This is a genomic window from Streptomyces sp. NPDC051051, from assembly GCF_040682975.1.
GTDB lineage: Bacteria > Actinomycetota > Actinomycetes > Streptomycetales > Streptomycetaceae > Streptomyces.
On the sequence record NZ_JBFBCB010000058.1, the window covers coordinates 22452 to 41568 of the forward strand.

15 protein-coding genes and 2 pseudogenes are annotated in these 19117 nt (G+C 75.5%); 11 read left to right on the forward strand and 6 right to left on the reverse strand.

Translation table 11 applies throughout. The annotated features are described in order from the left end of the window. Window positions 1-183: 183 nt before the first annotated feature. The gene (locus tag AB0N31_RS31290) at window positions 184-2259 is read left to right on the forward strand and encodes a PhoX family protein (RefSeq protein ID WP_366061844.1); all 2076 of its coding nucleotides are present in this window, start codon (window positions 184-186) and stop codon (window positions 2257-2259) included. 180 nt (window positions 2260-2439) lie between these two features. Here the strand turns inward: AB0N31_RS31290 and AB0N31_RS31295 are convergent, their stop codons facing one another. From AB0N31_RS31295 to AB0N31_RS31305, 3 genes are all read right to left on the reverse strand, one after another. After that, window positions 2440-3399: an endonuclease/exonuclease/phosphatase family protein gene (locus AB0N31_RS31295; protein WP_366061845.1), complete on the reverse strand. Its 960-nt coding sequence runs from the start codon at window positions 3397-3399 to the stop codon at window positions 2440-2442. Window position 3400: 1 nt separating this feature from the next. Continuing rightward, window positions 3401-3751, reverse strand: coding sequence for a hypothetical protein (locus AB0N31_RS31300; RefSeq protein WP_366061846.1), 351 nt, complete (start codon window positions 3749-3751; stop codon window positions 3401-3403). A gap of 61 nt (window positions 3752-3812) precedes the next feature. Continuing rightward, window positions 3813-4622 (reverse strand): alpha/beta hydrolase, encoded by an 810-nt coding sequence (locus AB0N31_RS31305; protein ID WP_366061847.1) that lies wholly within the window; start codon window positions 4620-4622, stop codon window positions 3813-3815. 107 nt (window positions 4623-4729) lie between these two features. On the opposite strand from AB0N31_RS31305, the gene AB0N31_RS31310 reads away from it, so the two are divergent. Beyond that, window positions 4730-6106: a PLP-dependent aminotransferase family protein gene (locus AB0N31_RS31310; protein WP_366061849.1), complete on the forward strand. Its 1377-nt coding sequence runs from the start codon at window positions 4730-4732 to the stop codon at window positions 6104-6106. On the opposite strand, the pseudogene AB0N31_RS31315 reads toward AB0N31_RS31310, so the two are convergent. Continuing rightward, a pseudogene (locus tag AB0N31_RS31315) lies at window positions 6066-6923 on the reverse strand (hypothetical protein); the annotation flags it as partial. The gene AB0N31_RS31310 and the pseudogene AB0N31_RS31315 overlap by 41 nt on opposite strands. A gap of 176 nt (window positions 6924-7099) precedes the next feature. On the opposite strand from AB0N31_RS31315, the gene AB0N31_RS31320 reads away from it, so the two are divergent. Then, complete coding sequence (locus AB0N31_RS31320) at window positions 7100-7777, forward strand: SH3 domain-containing protein (RefSeq protein WP_366061851.1); 678 nt, start codon at window positions 7100-7102, stop codon at window positions 7775-7777. A 71-nt stretch (window positions 7778-7848) separates the two neighbouring features. Here the strand turns inward: AB0N31_RS31320 and AB0N31_RS31325 are convergent, their stop codons facing one another. Beyond that, window positions 7849-8307 (reverse strand): hypothetical protein, encoded by a 459-nt coding sequence (locus tag AB0N31_RS31325; RefSeq protein WP_366061852.1) that lies wholly within the window; start codon window positions 8305-8307, stop codon window positions 7849-7851. A 134-nt stretch (window positions 8308-8441) separates the two neighbouring features. On the opposite strand from AB0N31_RS31325, the gene AB0N31_RS31330 reads away from it, so the two are divergent. The 6 genes from AB0N31_RS31330 (at window position 8442) to AB0N31_RS31355 (ending at window position 15567) form a co-directional block, all read left to right on the forward strand. Next, entirely contained in the window at window positions 8442-9761 is a 1320-nt protein-coding gene (locus tag AB0N31_RS31330; RefSeq protein ID WP_366061853.1) for a PP2C family protein-serine/threonine phosphatase, read from the forward strand. Window positions 9762-9824: 63 nt separating this feature from the next. Beyond that, window positions 9825-11039 carry a hypothetical protein gene (locus tag AB0N31_RS31335; protein ID WP_366061854.1) on the forward strand — a complete coding sequence of 405 codons (1215 nt, stop codon included), beginning with the start codon at window positions 9825-9827 and terminating at the stop codon, window positions 11037-11039. A 498-nt stretch (window positions 11040-11537) separates the two neighbouring features. Continuing rightward, on the forward strand, window positions 11538-12890 hold the full coding sequence (locus tag AB0N31_RS31340) for a helix-turn-helix transcriptional regulator (protein WP_366061859.1): 1353 nt from the start codon (window positions 11538-11540) through the stop codon (window positions 12888-12890). Between the two features lie 134 nt (window positions 12891-13024). After that, window positions 13025-14032 (forward strand): permease, encoded by a 1008-nt coding sequence (locus AB0N31_RS31345; protein ID WP_366061855.1) that lies wholly within the window; start codon window positions 13025-13027, stop codon window positions 14030-14032. After that, window positions 14029-14763 (forward strand): TIGR03943 family protein, encoded by a 735-nt coding sequence (locus AB0N31_RS31350; RefSeq protein ID WP_366061860.1) that lies wholly within the window; start codon window positions 14029-14031, stop codon window positions 14761-14763. The genes AB0N31_RS31345 and AB0N31_RS31350 overlap by 4 nt, the downstream gene beginning before the upstream one ends. An 81-nt stretch (window positions 14764-14844) precedes the next feature. Then, window positions 14845-15567: a GAF and ANTAR domain-containing protein gene (locus AB0N31_RS31355; protein WP_366061861.1), complete on the forward strand. Its 723-nt coding sequence runs from the start codon at window positions 14845-14847 to the stop codon at window positions 15565-15567. A 30-nt stretch (window positions 15568-15597) separates the two neighbouring features. Here AB0N31_RS31355 and AB0N31_RS31360 read toward each other — a convergent pair whose 3' ends face one another. Continuing rightward, window positions 15598-16368, reverse strand: a complete 771-nt coding sequence (locus AB0N31_RS31360) for a hypothetical protein (RefSeq protein ID WP_366061856.1) — start codon at window positions 16366-16368, stop codon at window positions 15598-15600. Window positions 16369-16775: 407 nt separating this feature from the next. Between AB0N31_RS31360 and thrS the strand changes: the two are divergent. Together thrS and AB0N31_RS31370 are read left to right on the forward strand one after the other, a co-directional pair. After that, a pseudogene (gene thrS, locus AB0N31_RS31365) lies at window positions 16776-18016 on the forward strand (threonine--tRNA ligase). A 49-nt stretch (window positions 18017-18065) separates the two neighbouring features. Continuing rightward, window positions 18066-19028, forward strand: coding sequence for a nucleoside hydrolase (locus AB0N31_RS31370; RefSeq protein ID WP_366061857.1), 963 nt, complete (start codon window positions 18066-18068; stop codon window positions 19026-19028). Window positions 19029-19117 lie beyond the last annotated feature (89 nt).

Genomic DNA, 19117 nt, shown 5'->3' on the forward strand with positions numbered 1-19117 from the left:
CCGAGGGTGATCTTCGGCAGGGGTGAGTGGGCGTCCGGCGGGTGTGTCAACACCGCCTCCCGGCCCCGTGAACACCCTGGTGGCAGTCGGGGATTCACCCGCCGTTCACTCAGCGTCAGCGCCTGCGCACATACGTGCCCCTACCGTCACGGCCATACCAAGGGCACGCAAGGGAGATCAAAGGTGCGCAAGCTGCTGCCGCTCATCGGAACGCCGTCCCCGTCGTATCCGGGCGGACGGTCCGCCATGACCTGTCGTTTCCGGTGTGGTGACGCCTGCTTCCACGAGGTGCCCAACACCAGCGACAACGAGTACGTCGGTGACGTCATCGCGGGAGCCCTCAGCCGCCGCTCGATGATGCGCGCCGCCGCCGTCGTCACGGTGGCGGGCGCCGCCGGGGCGGCCGGTGTCGCCGGGGCGCGTCCGGCCACCGCGGCCACTCCCGGCCACGGGAAGCCGTCGAAGCCCTCGAAGCCGTCCGGCGCGCGCGGGCTGCGCTACGGCAGCGTCGCGCCGAACACCGTCGACGCCGTCGTCGTACCGGACGGATACACCCAGAACGTCGTCATCCGCTGGGGTGAGCCCATCCTGCGCGGGGCGCCGGCCTTCGACCCGGAGAACCAGACGGCGGCCGCCCAGGCGGGTCAGTTCGGGTACAACAACGACTTCCTGGCGCTGCTGCCGCTGCCGGGCGAGCGGAACCGGCAGCTGCTGGTCGCGAACCACGAGTACACCGACGAGGTGCTGATGTTCCGCGGCTACGACGCCGCCAACCCCACCCGGCAGCAGGTCGAGGTGGCCTGGGCCGCGCACGGCCTGTCCGCCGTCGTGGTCGAGGGGGACCGGAAGACCGGCAAGCTCGTCGCCGTTCCCCGTCACCACCTCAACCGGCGGGTCACCGCCACCACCGAGTTCCGGCTGACCGGGCCCGCCGCCGGTTCCGACCTGCTGAAGACCTCCGCCGACCCGACCGGCACCAAGGTGTACGGCACGCTCAACAACTGCTCGGGCGGCACCACCCCGTGGGGCACGACGCTGCACGGCGAGGAGAACTTCAACCAGTACTTCGCCAACAGCGGCCGGGCGACGGACAAGCGCTACGGGATCGGGACCGGGGCCACCGAGCGCAAGTGGGAGCGGTTCGACAAGCGTTTCGACGTCGCCCAGGAGCCGAACGAGGTGCACCGGTTCGGCTACGTCGTCGAGTTCGACCCGTACGACCCGTCGTCCACGCCGCGCAAGCACACCGCGCTGGGACGGTTCAAGCACGAGGCCGCGACCGTCCGGCTCACGCACGACGGCCGTCCGGTCGTCTACTCCGGTGACGACGAGCGCTTCGACTACTTCTACAAGTTCGTCGGCAGCAAGCGGATGCGGCACGGCAGCGGCCGGTCCGTGCGCGAGCACAACCTCTCCCTGCTGGACGAGGGCACGCTGTACGTCGCCAGGCTCACCGGCGACTCCCCCGCGATCGAGATCGACGGCACGGGCAAGCTCCCCGCCGACGGCGAGTTCGACGGCGCCGGCGAGTGGATCCCGCTGGCGACCGCGACCGCGAAGGGCGCCGTCTCGCACGTCGAGGGCATGACCGCCGAGGAGGTGTTCGTCTTCACCCGCCTCGCCGGTGACAAGGTCGGCGCGACGAAGATGGACCGCCCCGAGGACATCGAGCCGAACCCGGTCACCGGCAAGGTGTACGTGGCCCTGACCAACAACGGCAACCGCGGGGTCGGCTCCAACGCCAAGGCGGACGAGGCCAACCCGCGCAACGCCAACAAGCACGGGCACGTCCTGGAGCTGACCGAGCGCTGGAACCGTCCGGAGTCGACGCGGTTCGCCTGGTCGCTGTTCCTGGTGGCCGGTGACCCGGCGGACCCGGCGACGTACTTCGCGGGCTTCCCGAAGGACGCCGTCAGCCCGATCTCCTGCCCGGACAACGTGGCCTTCGACGCCCACGGCAACCTGTGGATCTCCACGGACGGCTCGCAGCTCGGCTCGCACGACGGGCTGTTCGGGGTCGCCACCCGCGGCTCGCGGCGCGGTGAGCTGAAGCAGTTCCTGACGGTGCCCTCGGGCGCCGAGACCTGCGGTCCGCTCATCCAGGAGCGGCGTGTGCTGGTCGCCGTGCAGCACCCGGGCGAGCTGGACGGCGCCTCCGTGGAGAACCCGAAGAGCACCTGGCCCGACGGGCCCGGCAAGATCGTCCGCCCGGCGGTCGTGTCGGTGTGGCGCGAGGACGGCGAGGACATCGGCGTCTGAGGCGCCCGCGGAGAAGGACCACGGCGGAGGGCCGCGGCTGGTGCGGTGAGGCGATCGTCCTCGCCGCCGCCTCCGCCACCTCCCCACGTCCGTGGGGATCTCCGCCCCGAACGGCGGCCCGGTTCCGTGCTCGACGCGGATCCGGGCCGCCGTCGTCGCGTTCACGGTCCCCGCCCCGGCTCATCCCGGCCGGTGGAGGGTGACGTCGACGAGCAGGGAGCGGTGGTCGGTGCCGGGGAGGTCGAGGAAGCGGGCGCGGGTCGCGGAGAACTCGCCGGAGACGAGGACGTGGTCGATCTGGGCGCCGAGGACGGGGGTGGTACGGCTGGGCCAGGTCGGTTCCCGGGGGCTGCCCGCGAGCCGGGCGGCGTCGCGCAGTCCGGTGTCGAGGATCCGGCGGAACGCGGCGTGGTCCTGGGTGGCGTTGAAGTCCCCGGCGACGATCAGCGGCCCGTCGTCGCGGTGGTCGTCGGCGAAGTCGCGCAGCCGCCCCAGCTCGCGCTTCCACAGGGTGACCTGCCGGGGCAGCGGCGGCTCGGGGTGCGCGAGCTGGAGCCGTACGGGCCGCCCGTCGACGTCGGCGACGGCACCGGGCATGCCCATCCGGCCGGGCACGGCGGGGGCGGGCGCCAGCGGGAACCGGCTGAGGACGACGGACCCGACGGAGGTGTCCCCCTCGACGGCCTGCCGGTACGGGAACGCCGTCCCGAGTTCCCGGCGCACGGTGGCCTGACAGCCGTACTCGCACTCCGAGACGAACACCACGTCCGGTTCCTCCCGGCGCACGGCGGTGACGAGGGCGTCCGTCGCCCGGCCGAACTCCACGTTGGAGGTGAGCACCCGCAGCCGTGCGACGGCGGGCCCCTCGGGTCGGCCGACCTTGCCGTACGGCTCGATGAACCAGGCGAGCAGCCCGAGCACGACGACGCCCCACACCGGCCCCGCCCACCAGCGGGCGAGCAGTGACAGCAGCAGGGCGACCCCGGTGGGGACGAGCAGCCAGGGCAGGAAGGCGAGCAGCTGGGGGACCGGCGTGCGCAGGTCGGTGTCGGCCGCGCGGCACGCGACGACGGCGCTCACCCCGGCGAGCAGCAGCCCGGCGCACCACGCCCCGAAGGCCCGCCCGCGCCGTGGCCGCACGTCAGCGGAACTCCCGTACGACGTCGATGGTCCCGACGATGTGCGCGTTGAACTCATCCAGTTCCTCCGCCGGTACCCAGAGTTCGAGGATGGTCGCCCCGCCGGCCCGCCGCACCGGATACCGGGCGAGGAAGTCGCTCTCCACCTCGAACCGCGTCACGTAACCGACGCCGGAGGCGGGGACGTTCCAGCCGCGGGCGATGCGGATCGCGTAGTCCTCGTTCAGCACGGGGTAGAAGATCGGCTGTTCGGGCAGGCGCGGCGGCCATCCCCGCCACCCGGAGGCCTCGACCAGGGCCAGTTCCTCCGGGCCGGTGGGCCGCCAGAGGGTCGTTGTCGTCGTGCTGCTCATGAGACGACGGTAGAGGGAGGGACGGCCGGCGGGCCAAGGGTTTGCCGTCCCGCCGGGCGTGTCACCCGCCGTGCCGGCTGCCGTGTCCGTCCCCGTCCACCCGCGCCAGGAATTCCGCCAGCGCCGCGTCGAACTCGGCCGGGCGCTCCAGGTTCGGCAGGTGGCCGCAGCCGTCGATCACCCGCAGGGCCGAGTCGGGGAGGAGGGCGTGCAGGGTCTCCGCGTCGCGGACGGGGGTGAACTCGTCGTCCGCGCCGACGACGACGAGGGCGGGGGCGGTGACGCGGCGGAGCAGCGGGCGGTAGTCGGGCCGTTCGGCCCGGCCGCGCAGGGCCGCCGCGGCGCCCTCGGGGGGCGCGGACGTCATCATGCGGTGGACGTGGGCCTTGACGGGGGGCGGGGCGTGCGGGGCGACCATCTTCAGGAGGACCTCGTCGGCGTAGCCGCGCATGCCCTCGGTGAGGAGGCGGTCGGCGAGGGCGTTGCGGGCGGTCCGGCCGGCGGGGGTCTCGGGTTCGGCGAAGGTGTCGGCGAGGACCAGGCCCCGGACCCGGTCGCCGAGGCGGGCCCAGCACTCCATCGCGATCTGGCCGCCCATCGACAGCCCGGCGAGGACGAAGGCCTCCACCTCCAGGTCGTCGAGGAGGTCCTCGACGTCCTCGGCGAAGCGGGAGAGGGGCGTGGTGCCGGGGGTGACCGGGGAGGCGCCGTAACCGCGCAGGTCGGGGGCGATGACGCGGCGGGTGGGGGCGAAGGCCTCCAGTTGCGGGGCCCACATCGTGCGGTCGAAGGGGTGGCCGTGGACGAGGACCAGGGGGATACGTCCGGCGGTATCCGTGCCTTTGTCCTCGTGTGCGAGGAAGGGTGCCATGCGTCGACCCTAGGTTCGCCCAACTCCTCGGTGCAATAAGATCTTTGCTCTCGGTGCAATGTCGAGGGCTGAAGCCGAGGGGTGGGGCCGAGGGGTGGGGAGTGGCCGTGAGCGACTACCGGGCGATCGCCGATCGCCTCGCCGACGACATCGCGTGCGGACGGCTGGTGCCGGGCCAACGGCTGCCGCCGCAGCGGCGGTTCGCGCGCACGCACCGGATCGCCCCCTCGACGGCCGGGCGGGTCTACGGCGAACTCGTGCGGCGCGGGCTGGTGGTGGGCGAGGTCGGCCGGGGCACCTTCGTGCGGGCCGCGCCGCCCGCCCCCCAGGGGCGCGCCCTGGTCGAACCGGCCACGGCCGCGCCGGTCAACCTGGAACTCAACTACCCCACCGCACCCGGCCAGTCCGAGCTGCTCGCGGCCGGCCTCGCGCCGCTGCTGCGGGCCGACGTGCTGACCGGGGCGATGCGCACCGCCGCGGCCGACGGCACCGCCGCCGCCCGCGCCGCGGCGGCCCGGCTGCTCACCGTCCCCGGCTGGCGCCCCGAGCCCGCACAGCTCCTGTTCACGGGCAACGCCCGCCAGGCCGTCGCCGCCGCGCTCGCCTCCCTGGTCCGGCCGGGTGGCCGCGTCGGTGTGGAGGAGCTGACGTATCCGCTGGTCAAGGAGATCGCCGCCCGGCTGGGGATCGTGCTCGTGCCGATCGGCGGCGACGGCGAGGGGCTGCGGCCGGACGCCCTGCGCGCCGCGCACCGGGCCGCTCCCCTCGCCGCCCTGTACGTCCAGCCGGTCCTGCACAACCCGACCTCGCTGACCACGAGCGAGCGCCGGAGGTGGGAACTCGCCCTTGCCGCGCTGGAGTTGGCGCTGCCGATCGTCGAGGACCGCGTCTGGTCCTTCCTCCGGCCGGACGCCACCCCGATCGCCGTCCACGCGCCCGGTCTGACCCACGTCGTCGACGGCCTGTCCAAGCGGGTCGCGCCGGGGCTGACGGCCGGTTTCCTCGTCGTACCGCCGGACCGGGTGGACGCGGTGGCCGCCGCCGTGCGGTCCGGGGGGTGGAGCGCGGGGCGGTTCGCGCTGGAGGCGGCCGTGCGGTGGGCCGGGGACGGGACGGTGGAGCGGCTGGTGGCGGCGAAGCGGGCGGACGCCGCCCGGCGCCAGCGGATCCTCGCGGCCCACCTGGGCGCGTTCGCCGTACGGACCGATCCGCACGCCTACTTCGCCTGGTGGGAGCTGCCCCCGCCGTGGCGGGCGGACACCTTCACGGCCGCCGCCGCCGCGCACGGCATCGCCGTCACCCCCGGCACCGCCTTCACCGTCGACCCGCACCGCACCCCGGACGCGGTCAGACTCGGCCTGGCGTCCGCGGCGGAGGGGGAGTTGGAGTGGGCGCTGCGGCGACTGGCCCGGATCGCAGCGGGGCCGCCGGAGCCGTCACCCGGCGTCGGCGGACCAGGCGTCCCACCCGCACGTACCGCGTGAGCCACACCCCCGCCGCCACCGTCAGACCCACGCCCAGCAGGAACCAGGACGCGGTGCGCAGGGTGGCGGTGAGGGCGTCGTAGACGGCGGCCGCGGCGGGACGGCCGGCCCCGTCGACCAGGCCCGTGAGGGTGAGGTGGCGGGCGACGGCGATCGCGAGGCCGAGGAACGCGCCGCCCAGCGCCGTGCCCAGCGCCGCCGCGGTGAGGGCGCGGCGGCGGCAGGCCGCGACGGCGATGCCGGTCACGGCGAGGGCGACGGCGGCGAGGGGCAGCCAGAAACCGGCGAGGTCGAGCACGCGGTAGCCCTTCCGGAGGGTGGTCAGCTCATCGGCCGGGAGCAGTGCGACGCGGGTGTGCGCGAGCGGGACCTGGTCGGCGAACGCCACGTGGTCGGCGGCCAGTCGGGCGCGGACGCGGGTGGCCACCGGGGCCAGGTCGACGGTGACGTCGCGGTCGCGGTCGTCGTGCAGGGCCGACATCACGGCGCTGTGCGCGGCCTCGTTGCCCGCGTCCCACGCGGTGCGGTAGGCGCGGGTGCGGGTGAAGGAGCGCAGCGCGTCGTGCACGAAGGGGGTGATCTCGGGGCGCAGCGGGCCGCGTTCGGCGGCCGCCCTGCTCAGGATGCCGTCGCCGACCGTGTCGACCACGGCGTCCCGTACGGCCGGGTCGGCGGCGAGCGGCGCCATGGCGGTGACGTAGCGGCCGGTGTCCGCGAGGCCGTACGCCGCCCAGGCCGCCAGTGCGCCGAAGGGCATCAGGAGGCAGGACAGGGCGATGAGGGCGGCCGACACGGCGGTCCGCAGACGTCGGGACACGCCTCCAGGCAAGGCCGTGCGCGCCGGACGCGCGAGCGGGGGCGGCCACTCGGGTGGGCCGCCGCGGGACGGGTACGGCCGCTCGGGTGGCCCTCGGCCGGACCTGGGGATTCCGCCCTCCGGTGGAGCGATCACCCGAACGGGTGTCTCATGGATCTGGGGAGAAGGAGGCGATCATGCGCATCACTCCGGCCTTGCGGACACCCGCCCAGCGGACGACCGCCCCGCGGACACCAGCCCTGCGGACACCAGCCCTGCGGACTCTGACCGTGGCCCTGCTCACCGGTGGCACCTTCGCCGCGGCGGCGCTCGGCACCACGGCGGCGGCGGCTCCGTCGACCTCCACCGAAGCCTCGGCGACACGACACAGCGGTTCCGGTGCCGTCCGAGGCACCGTCACCTCCCGCACCGACCTGACCCTGCGGCAGGCACCCACCACGCACGCGCCCTCCGCCGGCACGCTCGCGCCGGGCAGCCGGGACCTGGTGGAGTGCCGGGTGCTGGGGCAGAGCGTCAACGGCGACGCGCACTGGTACTGGCTGGCCGGCGCGCGGGCCTGGGCCGGCGCCGCCTTCGTGTCCACCGGCGGCGAGCGGGTGCCCGACTGCGCCGACCCCTGCCCGCGCTGGAAGGACGACGACTGGGCCAACTGGAACGACGCCTGGGACGACGAGCCGTGGAGCGTCACCGGATCCGGCTCCGTCGGCTTCAGCTTCAGCTTCTCGGGCTCGTGGAGCTTCAGCGCCACAGGGAGCGTCAAGGGGAGCGCCACCGGAAGCGACGGGGGAAGCGCCGCCGGAGGCGCCACCGGAGCCTCGCCGGAGGAGTGGGTGTGGGTCCCGCTCGTCCGGTGAGTGGAGGGATGAGGGAAGACGTGGGCCCCGGCGAGAACCGCCGGGGCCCACGTGCGGCAGGGGACGGGTGGCTATCCGATGCGGTGCCCCTCCGCGTCCTCGTGCGTGTAGTAGCGGTAGAACATCACCGCGAAGAAGCCCGCCGCGACCGCGAGCGAGACGCCCGCGGAGTACAGCGTGCTCGATCCGCTCTGGTTGACGAGGAATCCGGTCGCGCAGCCGGCGAACGCCGCCCACAGCAGGGCGTGCACTTCGCGGCGCAGCCCCGGGGCCACGGCGCGGACGGCGACGTACAGCGCGATGAACACGAGCGCGGCCACGAGGCCGAACAGGACGTTCCAGCCGGTGATCGGCCCGCCGCTGCGCCGGTTCGCCGCGGCCCAGTAGCCGTAGACCAGCCCGAGCGCGACGGGCACCGCCCACTTCATGACCGCGTGGGTCCGTTCGCCGAAGACGTCGGGCGGGCCGCCCGCCCGGGGCCCGGTCAGGGCCGGCGTGCGCATGCCCGGTGTGGGTGCCGCATGAGCCATGGGAGCACTCCTCTCTGCTGGTCCCCCGCTTCCAGGGCACACCTCGGCGGGGGCGGCGGCAAGTCGGTGGGAGGCGCCTCCCGTGCGGTGCGGGCCGGGGTGCGGCGCCCGCGCGGGCGTGTTTCGCTGAGGCGGTGAGCGACCGAGGGGGCCAGGGACTGCTCGCCCGCCACCCGCGCGCCGGGCGCCGGGACGCGCTGGAGCGGCAGAAGCTGCTGCAGTTCCGCGGCCACAGCGTCACCTGGCTGGTGCCGCTGCTGACGCTGGTCGTCATCGCCGTCGTCGACCTGACCACCAGCGGTGAGTTCCGCGTCGTCTCCTGGTGCGTGTTCGTCGCCGCGCTGGCCGCCGTCCTGTGCGGGGTGCGGACGACGGCCCTCTTCGCCGTCCTGGCGCTCGTCACCTACGTGGGCGCGGACTCCGCCTGGCCCGCCGAGTACCGCGAGGGCGCGGGCGACTTCGTCCTCGTCCTGGTCGGCGGGGCCCTCTCCGTCCTGGCCGCCGCGCTCCGGGTGCGCGGCGAGCGGCGGATGCTGCACATGCGGCACATCGCCGACACCACCCGCCGTACGGTGCTGCGGCCGCTGCCGCCCGGCTGGGGCGGCCTCGACCACGCCGCGGTCTACCTCGCCGCCGACGCCGACGCGCGCGTGGGCGGCGACTTCTACGACATCCAGCCCGGACCGCACGGCACCCGCGTCCTCCTCGGCGACGTCCAGGGCAAGGGGCTGGGCGCGGTGGAGGCGGCGGCGGCCCTCCTCGGCACCTTCCGGGAGGCCGCCTACCACGAGGCGGACCTGGCGACGGTCGCCGACCGGCTGGAGACCCGGATGCGGCGCCACCGCGCCCACACCGTCGCCCTCGGCCGCGCCGACGGGGACCGGTTCGCCACGGCCGTCCTGCTGGCCTTCCCCGAGGGGGAGCACGGGGTGGTCGACGTCGTCGTGTTCGGTCACGAGGCGCCGCTCGCCGTCGGCCGCGGCGGGGTACGGCCGCTGCCGCACGGCGGCGGACTCCCCCTCGGCCTCGCCGAACTCGCCTGCGGCGGCCCTCCGCCGGTGCTGCGCGCCGCCGTCGGCCCGGAGGAGACGCTGCTGCTCGTCACCGACGGCGTCACCGAGGCGCGGGACCGCGCCGACGCCTTCTACCCGCTCGCCGACGACGTCGCCGACGGCCTCGCCCGCGATCCGCGCACCGCCGCCCCCGGCCGCCTGGTCGCCTACGTCCGCGACCGCACGCTGCGGCACTGCGGCGGCCGTCTCATCGACGACACGACGATCTTCGCGGTACGGCCGCGGGGCGCGGGGAGCACGGAGGGCGGGCCGGGCGAGCGGGACGCACGGGACACGCGGGGTGCGCGGGGTGCGCGGGGCACGGAGGGCGGGCCGGAGGGGCGGGACGAGCGGGGCACGGACGCAGACGAAGGCCCCGTAGGGGGACGTTTGCAGACCTGAGGCCCCCGTTTGCAGCAGCAGCGGTTACGGTGCTGACGTACGTGATCGACAGGGGGAGGGACCATGCCCGGAACCGTGCTGCTGCTCGCGGCCTCACCCGTGGGCAAGGGGTGCCTGGTGGACGCGGCGTCCGTGCTTCCCGTGCTGGCGGCCGTGCCGCCCGCCGTCCTGGCCGGCACCGACACGGCGAACGTCGTCGAACTCGCCGATCCGCTGGAGCCGCAGGCCGTGCTGACCCGGCTGCGGGCCGCCGCGGCGGCGCCCGGACCGCTGACCGTGTTCGTCGCCGGGCAGCTCCAGCTCGACCGCAAGCAGCGGCTGCCGCATCTGGCGCTGGCCCGTACGACGCCGTCGACCGTGCGCTACACCGGCTTCCCCTGGCACTGGTTCCGTGAGGAACTGCGGTTGCGCGCGCCCGGGACGACGACGCTGCTGCTCGACCTGCACGCGGACGCCGAGACCTGGGGATGGCTGCGGGGACGGGGACTGGAGTGCGGGGCGGGGGTCGCCGCGTACGGGAGGGTCGCGCCTCCGGCTGGGCGGCGGAAGGTGGCCGCGCCCACGTACATGAAGGCGATCGCCACCGTGCTGCGGAGCGGGGGGCGGCCGGGGCCGGAGCAACTGCACCAGACGGCGTTGGCGCGGATCGCCGGAGAGGGGGAGGTGGGGGATCTGGTGCTGTGGGGTGCGGGCCCCGTGCCGGGTGCGGGCCCCGTGCCGGGTACGGGGGTGGGTGTGCCCGGTGGGTTCGCCCCCGCCGCCCCTTCCCTTCCCGCCGTCCCCGGGGGCGGCGCCCCCGGGTCCCCGCCGCCGGCCCCGGACGCGCCTCGTCCTCACACGCCGGACGGGCCGGCGGACGACCCCCACGCCGCCATCACGGCGGCCGTCCAGGCCGGGGACCACTCCGCCGCCGACGCTCTCGCCGCCCGCCTGGAGCACACCGCGCTCGTCGCACACGGGGCCGGGTCGGAGGAGGCGCTGCACTGGTCCGAGGTGCGGGCCGATCTGGCGATGTTCGCGGGGGACGCCGAGCGCAGTTGCCGTACCTGGATGGGGGTCGCGGCGGCGCGGCTGGCCGCGGGGCAGCCCGCCGACGCGGCGCCGGTGGAGGCGGCCGTGGACCGGGCCCACCACCAGTGGGGGCGCATCACGGACCGGAACCGGGCCCGCGACCTCGGCCCGGCACTCGCGGAGCTGCGCGGCCGGGTACCGGGCCGCCGGCAGGGCGCCCTGGACCACGTCCGCGAGCAGCTCCGCCAGCTCCAGACGCAGGGGTAGCGGCGGAGGGAGGCGCGGCTCTCCGGCGTGGCCCACCGGACCGGTCCCGGGACTCTCCGCGCCGCCTTCGGGCATCGGGCCGGCCCCGCCTCCGGGCGGCCGGCCCGGCACCCCTCCGGGCGCCGGGTCCGTCCGGGGCCACGCCGCCTACTTGCCGGCGCGCTCCACGCCGGTCGACAGCTGGGGGGTGTCCGCGGTGCGGGCCGGGACCGCGTTGGCGGCGGTGACGAGGGCCGCCACGGCTGTGAGGGCCGCCGCGACGGCTCTGGCGTATCGCCATGAGGGGCGCCCGTAGGGTGCGGATGTGCGTTCCTGCACGGCAACCTCGCAACGTCGTCGGCGGCTGAGGGCGAAAAGCGACGGTGGACAGGACGGTGGACAAAAAGCGGGAACGGCAGCGGCCGTCACGTCAACCGTGTATTAAGCATGCTTAACACGCCGTTTAACCTAGGGGCTGCGCAAGCCGAACGGCAAGAGGGTCAGGGGTAGTTGAGGGTGATTCGGGCCGTAGGTGAGCGGGACGAACCGGAGGTCATCGGACGCCGGGTGCAGCGGCTTCGGGTCGAACGGGGGCTCACTCAGCGCCAGTTGGCCGAGCCGACCTACACCCCCGCCTATGTCTCGACGCTGGAGGCCGGCCGGGTGCGGCCTTCCGACGAGGCGCTCAGGCACATCGCGGAGCGGCTCGGCGTCGACTTCGAGGAGCTGGCCACCGGCCGCTCCGCCCGGCTCGTCACCGGTCTGCGGCTGCGGCTCACCGAGGCCCAGCGCGCCCTGGCCACCGGGGAGGCGGAGCAGGCGGCACGGCAGTTCACGGAACTGCTCGACGAGGCCGAGCAGCACGGCCTCGTCGAGGAGCAGGCCACCGCCCTGCTGGGGCTCGGGGAGTGCGGGATCGACACCGGCGAGCTGGAGGCGGCCCGCGGGCACTTCGAGCGGGCGGAGCGGTGCCTGGGGCACGCGCCGCTCCCGGCCCGCGTCCCCGCCCTGCGCGGCCGGGCCGTCGCCCACTACCTGGCGGGTGAACTCCGTTACGCCGTCTACCTGCTGGAGTCCACCCTCGACGAGCTGAACCGCGGCGGCCTGCACGACCCCGACGCGCTGCTGCTGCTCTACGCCTCCGTCATCGGCCCCTACATGGACATGGGCGCCCAGGCCCGCGCCGCCCAGGCCGCCGAGTTCGCCCTGGCGCTCGCGCCGCAGGCCGGCGATCCCGCCCTCGTCGCCCGGATGCACCGCTCGGTGGCCCGCACCCTCCTCGCCGAGGGCCGTCTCGCCGAGGCCGACGCCTCCCTTGCCAAGGCCGCCGAGCTGTACCGTCAGCTCCAGCTGCGCACCGAACTCGCCAACTGCCACTGGATGCGCGGCTACGTCTCCGCCCAGAACAACCAACTGGAGCGGGCCGAGGACGAGTTGAAGCAGGCACAGGCAATGCTCTCGGCCCAGCGCGCCACCCTCTACATCAGCCAGGTCGCCGTCGAACTGGCCGACGTCCTGCACCGTCGCGGGAAGTCCGAGGAGGCCGCCGCCCTGCTGCACGGGGTGCTCGGCGACCTGTCCTCGGAGCGCGGCGCCGTGCACGCGGCCGGTGCGCACCGCCTGCTCGGCATCATCGCCGAGGACGCCCGCGACACCGACGCCGCCGAGGAGCACTACGTCCGCGCCCTGAGCCTGCTGGAACGCGCGGGCGCCGCCGGTGACCTCGCCGACCTGTGCCGTCTCCTCGGCGACCTGCTGCGCCGTACCGGCCGGGTGGAGGCCGCCCTGGACGCCTACCGCACGGGCCTCGGCCACCGTACGGCCCCCGGCACGACGACCCTGGGGCCGGCACCGGCCCAGCCGCCGCTGTAGCGGGCCCCGCGGCGGGCCCTCCACCGGTCCCCGGCCCTCACAGGCCGCTCCCCGCCGAAGCCGGGGTCCCGCACAGGCGGCGCCGCTAGCGTGCCCGCGACGGAGTACGGCGGACGGCGGCGGGACGGGCGGCGGTGCGGGAACAGCGGACGGTGGCCGACGGCCTGCGCACCGCCGTACGGGCGCTCGTGCACGCGGTGCTCGGCGGCACCGCGCTGCTCGCCGTCGCCACCGTCGCGTCCGTGCTCGGCCCCACGCTCGCCCTGGACCTCGTCACCCCGCCCGTGGCCGCCTGGTGGACGGTCTTCACGGCCGTCGTCGTGCAGGCCGTGCCGTTCCTGCTGCTCGGTACGGTCGTCTCGGCGGCGATCGGCGCGTTCGTGCCGGAACGGGTGCTGCGGCGCCTGCTGCCCCGCAGCCCGGCCCTGGCCGTGCCCGTGGCGGGTCTGGCCGGGGCCGTACTGCCCGGCTGCGAGTGCGCGTCGGTGCCGGTGGCGGGGAGCCTGATGCGGCGCGGGGTCGCTCCGGCCGCCGCCCTCGCCTTCCTGCTGTCGGCGCCCGCCGTCAACCCCGTCGTGCTGGTCGCCACCTCCCTCGCCTTCCCCGGCCGGCCCGAGATGGTCCTCGCCCGGCTGCTCGCCTCCCTCGGCACCGCCGTCGTCATGGGCCGGCTGTGGGCGCGCTTCGGGAAGGAGAAGTGGCTCACCCCGCCCCGCCGGGCCGGCGGACCGCACCCCGCGACCGGCGCCCGCGCCTTCCTCGCCGGCCTCCAGCACGACTTCCTGCACGCCGGGGGCTTCCTGGTGCTGGGCGCGGCGGCCGCGGCGAGCTTCAACATCGCCGTCCCGCGCGCGCTGCTCGACCCGTTCACCGGTTCGCCCTGGCTGTCGGTGCTGCTGCTGGCGCTGCTCGCGGTCGTCCTGTGCGTGTGCAGCGAGGCGGACGCCTTCGTCGCCGCCTCGCTGAGCGCCTTCCCCGCGACCGCACGGCTGGTCTTCATGGTCGTCGGACCGATGGTGGACCTGAAGCTGTTCGCGTTGCAGGCGGGCACCTTCGGCCGCGCCTTCGCCGTCCGCTTCGCGTCCGTGACGTGGGTGGTGGCCGTCGGGGCGGGCGTGCTCACCGGGTGGTGGCTGCTGTGAGGCGGTACGGCCCGGCGGTCCTGCTCCTGCTCACCGGCGGGGCGGTCCTGCGCATCACCGTCTTCGGCGAGCTGTACCTGCGGTACGTGCAGGCGGGGCTGCGGCCGTACCTGATCGTCTCCGGGGCGGCGCTGGTCCTGCTGGGCCTGGTGTCGGCGGCGGCGAGCGGCGGCCGGCCCGACGAGGAGGCGGCGGCGAGCGGCGGCCGGCCCGACGAGGAGGCGCACCGTCACGGCCACGGCCCGCGCGTCGCCTGGCTCCTCACCCTTCCCGCCCTGGCCCTCCTCCTCTTCCCGCCCCCCGCGCTCGGCTCCTACAGCGCCGGCCGGGAGGCCGCCCGGCGGGCCGCGCAGGGCGTGGGGACCTTCCCGGCGCTGCCCGCCGGGGACCCGGTGACGCTGACCGTGGGGGAGTTCGGCTCCCGCGCGATCTACGACAGCGGCCGGTCGCTGACGGGCCGCACGGTCCGGCTGACCGGTTTCGTCACCCGCGGCGACGGCGGCACCTGGTACGTCACCCGGCTCGCCGTCGCCTGCTGCGCGGCCGACGCCACCACCGGCAAGGCCGAGGTCCGTGGCGCGGACGCGCCGCCCGCCGACACGTGGGTCGCCGTCACCGGCGTCTGGCACCCGGAGGGCGCCCTCGGCTCGGAGGCGGCCTGGCCGCCGGTCCTCGACGCGGTGACGGTCACGCGGGTGCGGCAGCCCGCGGACCCGTACGAGAAGGCCTGAGCCGGGCCGGTTTCCGGCGCCGGTGAGGGCGGTACCCGGCGGGCTACGGGGAGTCCTGAGCCGTACGCGCGGGCGGAGGTGATCACCGTGCCCGACCGGAACCGGGAACGGGCGGCGCAGGTGATCGCCCAGGAGGTGGGTGGCGCCGCACCCCGGGACGTGCCGGAGCGGCTGTGCGCCGCGGCGGTACGGCTGCTGCCGGTGATCGGTGCGAGCGTGTCACTGCGCGGCGAGGGGATGCCCGTACCCGTGAGCGCGAGCAGCGAGCGGGCCGCGCACCTGATGGAGGTGCAGGCCACGCTGGGCGACGGCCCCTGTCTGTGGGCGGCGGAGACCGGCGCGCCGGTGTTCGCCTCCGACCTCACGGCGGGCCGGGACGCCTCGCGCTGGCCGGTCTTCGCGCAGCAGGCGGCGGCCGCCGGGGTCCGGGCGGTGTACGCGCTGCCCCTGGGCGACCCGGCGGTGTGCGTGGGCACCCTGGACCTCTACCGGGACGTTCCCGGCGAGCTGGCCGCCGACGAGGTCCGTACGGCGCGGCTGGTGGCGGACGTGCTGACGGTGGCCCTCACGGCCCTGCCCCACGACGAGGACGCCGGCCGGTACGGCGACGGCGTCTGGCTGAGCCCGCTGGCCACCGGCCACGAGGGCGTGCACCAGGCGGTCGGCATGGTCATGGCCCAGCGGGGGGTCCATCCCGACGAGGCCCTCGCCCTCCTGCGGGCCCACGCCTTCGCCGAGGGCCGCATGGTCATGGACGTGGCCCAGGAGGTCGTGGCCGGCACGACCCGCTTCGACCCGGACTGAGGCGGGACCCGTCGGTCCCGGCCCCGCCCCTCACACCTGGACCCGCCCCTGCTTCCGCACCTGCGTGAGGCGTTGCACGCCCAGCTGGACGGCGGCCTGGGTCGCTTCGTTGGGGACGTCGGTGAGGCCGCCGTTGGTGAGGGCGAAGGCGTCCCGGCCGGCGCGGACGGCGGCGACGTCGAGGGCGAGCGCGACGGGGTCGCCGTCGGTGTCCCAGTCGGTGAGGGTGACGCGCAGCCCCTGGCGGACGTCGCCCACCTCGGGCAGCGGCTGCTCGGTGACGGTGGCGTCGAGGACCGTGCCGTCCGGTGCCTTGGCGGTGAAGCGGGCGCACTTCTGCGGCAGGGTCTTCAGCCAGGCGAGGGTGCGGTCCACGTCGGCGGGCCGCCGGTCGCTGACCTGGTAGCGGAGCTGGGCGCCGGTGTCGGCGTCGTCGAGGGCGACGACCGCGCGGGGCGGGGCGCCGAGCAGTTCGTCGCTGTAGAGGCCGTCGAGGAGTTTCCGGCAGTCGGCGGTGGGGGTGGTGGCCTTGAGCATGCCGTCCCGCCAGGTGGCGGCGCCGCGCGTCGGGGTCCAGGGTTCGCCGAGGTCGGTGCCCGTGATGAGCGCGGCGTGCGCCTGCGCGTCGGTGAGGACGGGGGAGGCGACCGGCGCGCTGGGCCGGGCCGGGGCGGACTTCTCGACGGTGGGCAGGGCGGGCCGGGCGGTCGGCGGGTGCTCCAGTCCGAGGGTGGCGCAGGAGGTGACGGTGACCAGGGCGGTGACGGCGAGGACGGAGGCGAGGAGGCTACGGCGGGTCATCGGGGGTGCCTCCTGGAGTGGCCGGTGCGCACCGGATCGGGTTCCGCGAGGCGGGCGCACGGGATCCCGAGGGCGTCCGTCCCGGCACCGCGGGGGTGCTCCCTCCCACGGCACCACCGCCACCGCCGGCCGACCAGCGCGGCGGTCCGTCCGGGTTAACCACCGGCTCGCCCGCCCGTCGGCGCCCGCCCGGTCCCGCCCGTCCGCCGGGCGGGTTATTCGCTCGCCCGCCGGTACGGGCCGTTGCTACGGTCGCCGCATGAAGCGCGCCGCCCACCCGTCCCGCACGACGACGCCGGAGAGTGTCCCGGCGCGCTGACCACTGGACGGAACGTCCGAAGCCCCGGGGCGAGTGCCCCGGGGCTTCGTCGTGCGGGTGCTCGCCTCCTCACCAAGGAGCGACGACCATGCGCGACCACCGCAGACTCGGCCGCGAGCTGGACCTGTTCGGCACCGACCCGCTGATGGGCGCGGGCCTGCCCTACTGGCTCCCGGACGGCGCGATCGTGCGCCACACCCTGGAGGAGTACGTCCGTGAGGCCGAGCGCGCCGCCGGCTACCGGCACGTGTACTCGCCGGTGCTCGGCAAGCGCGAGCTGTACGAGATCTCGGGTCACTGGGACCACTACCGCGACGACATGTTCCCGCCCATGGACCTGGGCGCGGAGCAGGTCGTCCTGCGGCCCAGCCTCTGCCCGCACCACGCGCTGATCTACCGCTCCCGCTCCCGCAGTCACCGCGAGCTGCCGCTGCGCATGGCCGAACTGGGCGGCATGTACCGCGCGGAGCTGTCCGGGGTCCTCGGCGGGCTGACCCGCGTGCGGGCGATCCAGCTCAACGACGCGCACGTCTTCTGCACCCTGGAGCAGGCCGTGGAGGAGGCCCGCGCGGCCCTCGCCCTGATCGCCCGCGCCTACGCCGACCTCGGCATCCGCGCCTCCCGGTACCGTCTCTCGCTCCCCGGCGAGGGCGGCAAGTACGTCGCCGACCCGGAGCTGTGGCGCCGGGCGACCGCCCTGCTGCGGGAGGTCCTGGACGGCTCCGGCACCGCCTACGAGGCGGCCGAGGGCGAGGCCGCCTTCTACGGCCCGAAGATCGACGTGCAGATCACCGACCCGGCGGGCCGCGAGGCCACCCTGTCCACCGTCCAGATCGACTTCCACCAGCCCGAACGCTTCGACCTGCACTACATCGGCCCCGACGGCGCGAAACACCGTCCGGTGATGGTCCACCGCAGCGTCATCGGCAGTGTGGAACGGGCCGTCGCCCACCTCGTCGAGGTGCACGGCGGCGCCTTCCCGGTCTGGCTCGCCCCTGTGCAGCTGGTGGTCCTGCCGGGCAGCTGGTGGTCCTGCCGGTGGCGGAGGCGCAGGAGGAGCGGGCGCACGAGGTCGTGCGGCGGGCGGTGGCCCGGGGACTGCGGGCCGAGGTGTCCGGCCCCGGGGAGGGAACCCTCGGCGCCCGGATCCGGGCCGCGCGGCTGGTGCCGTACCAGGCGGTGATCGGGGAGCGGGAGGCCGGCGGCGGGCTTGCGGCCGTACGGCTGCGGGACGGCAGGCGTCCGGGGGCGGTGCCGGTGGCGGAGCTGCTGGACCGGGTCGCCGCCCGCGTCGCGGACCGCGCGGCCGAACTGTGGCCCGCTGCGTAGGATCGACGGGCGTAACCGCCCCGCACCCCGCACGCAGAGGAGCACCGTCGTGACCGGTCAGCCCATTCCGGTGATCATCGACTGTGACACCGGGGTCGACGACGCCTTGGCCCTGCTGTTCGCCGTACGGCATCCGGGACTGGACGTGCGGGCGATCACCTGCGTGGCCGGGAACACCGACGTGGACGGCGTCGTCCGCAACACCCTGACCGTGCTGGAGCAGGCCGGAGCCGGGGACATCCCGGTGGCGCGGGGGGCCGAGCGCCCGCTGATCGAGCCGGTGCGCACGGCACGGCACGTGCACGGGACGGACGGGATGGGCGACCTCGGGCTGCCCGCGCCCACCCGCCGCCCGGTCGACGTGGACGCGGTGACGCTGCTGCGCCGCGAGATCCTCGCCTCGCCGAAGCCGGTGACCCTCGTCCCCACCGCGCCCCTGACGAACATCGCCCTGCTGCTGCGCACGCACCCCGAGGTGGTGGGCAACATCGAGCGGATCGTGTTCATGGGCGGCGCGGTCGCGGCCGGCAACGCGACGGCGGTCGCGGAGTTCAACGTGTGGCACGACCCGGAGGCGGCCGCGATCCTGCTCACGGCCGGGGTCCCGATCACGATGTACGGCCTGGACGTCTTCAAGAGGGTCCTGGTTCCGGCCGCCGACGTCCAGCGGCTGCGGGCGAGTGCGGAGCCCCGCCTGCGCCTGGCGGGCGAACTCCTCGCCCACCGCGACCCGGCGACCTCGGGCGACCCCACCCCCACGGGCGGCCTCGGCGACGCGGGCGCGGTCTGCGCGGTCGTCGACCCCGGCGGCCTGACCACCGAACCGCTCCCGGTCGAGGTGAGCCTGGCCCCGGGCCCCACCCGGGGCCAGACCGTCGTCGACCGCCGCCCCCGCCCCGGCGAGTCCGAGATCCACCACGGCCCCCGCGAACAGGCCCTGGTGGACGTGGGCTTGGAGGTGGACGCGGAGCGGTACGTGAAGCTGTGGCTGACGGTCGTCGAAGGGGCCTAGGGCGTGTTTCGAAAGTCCCGTCTGCCCGGCGACGCCTGGCACGCACGCTCGCCGCGTTGTCGGGATCGCCCCGATACAACCAGTATCGG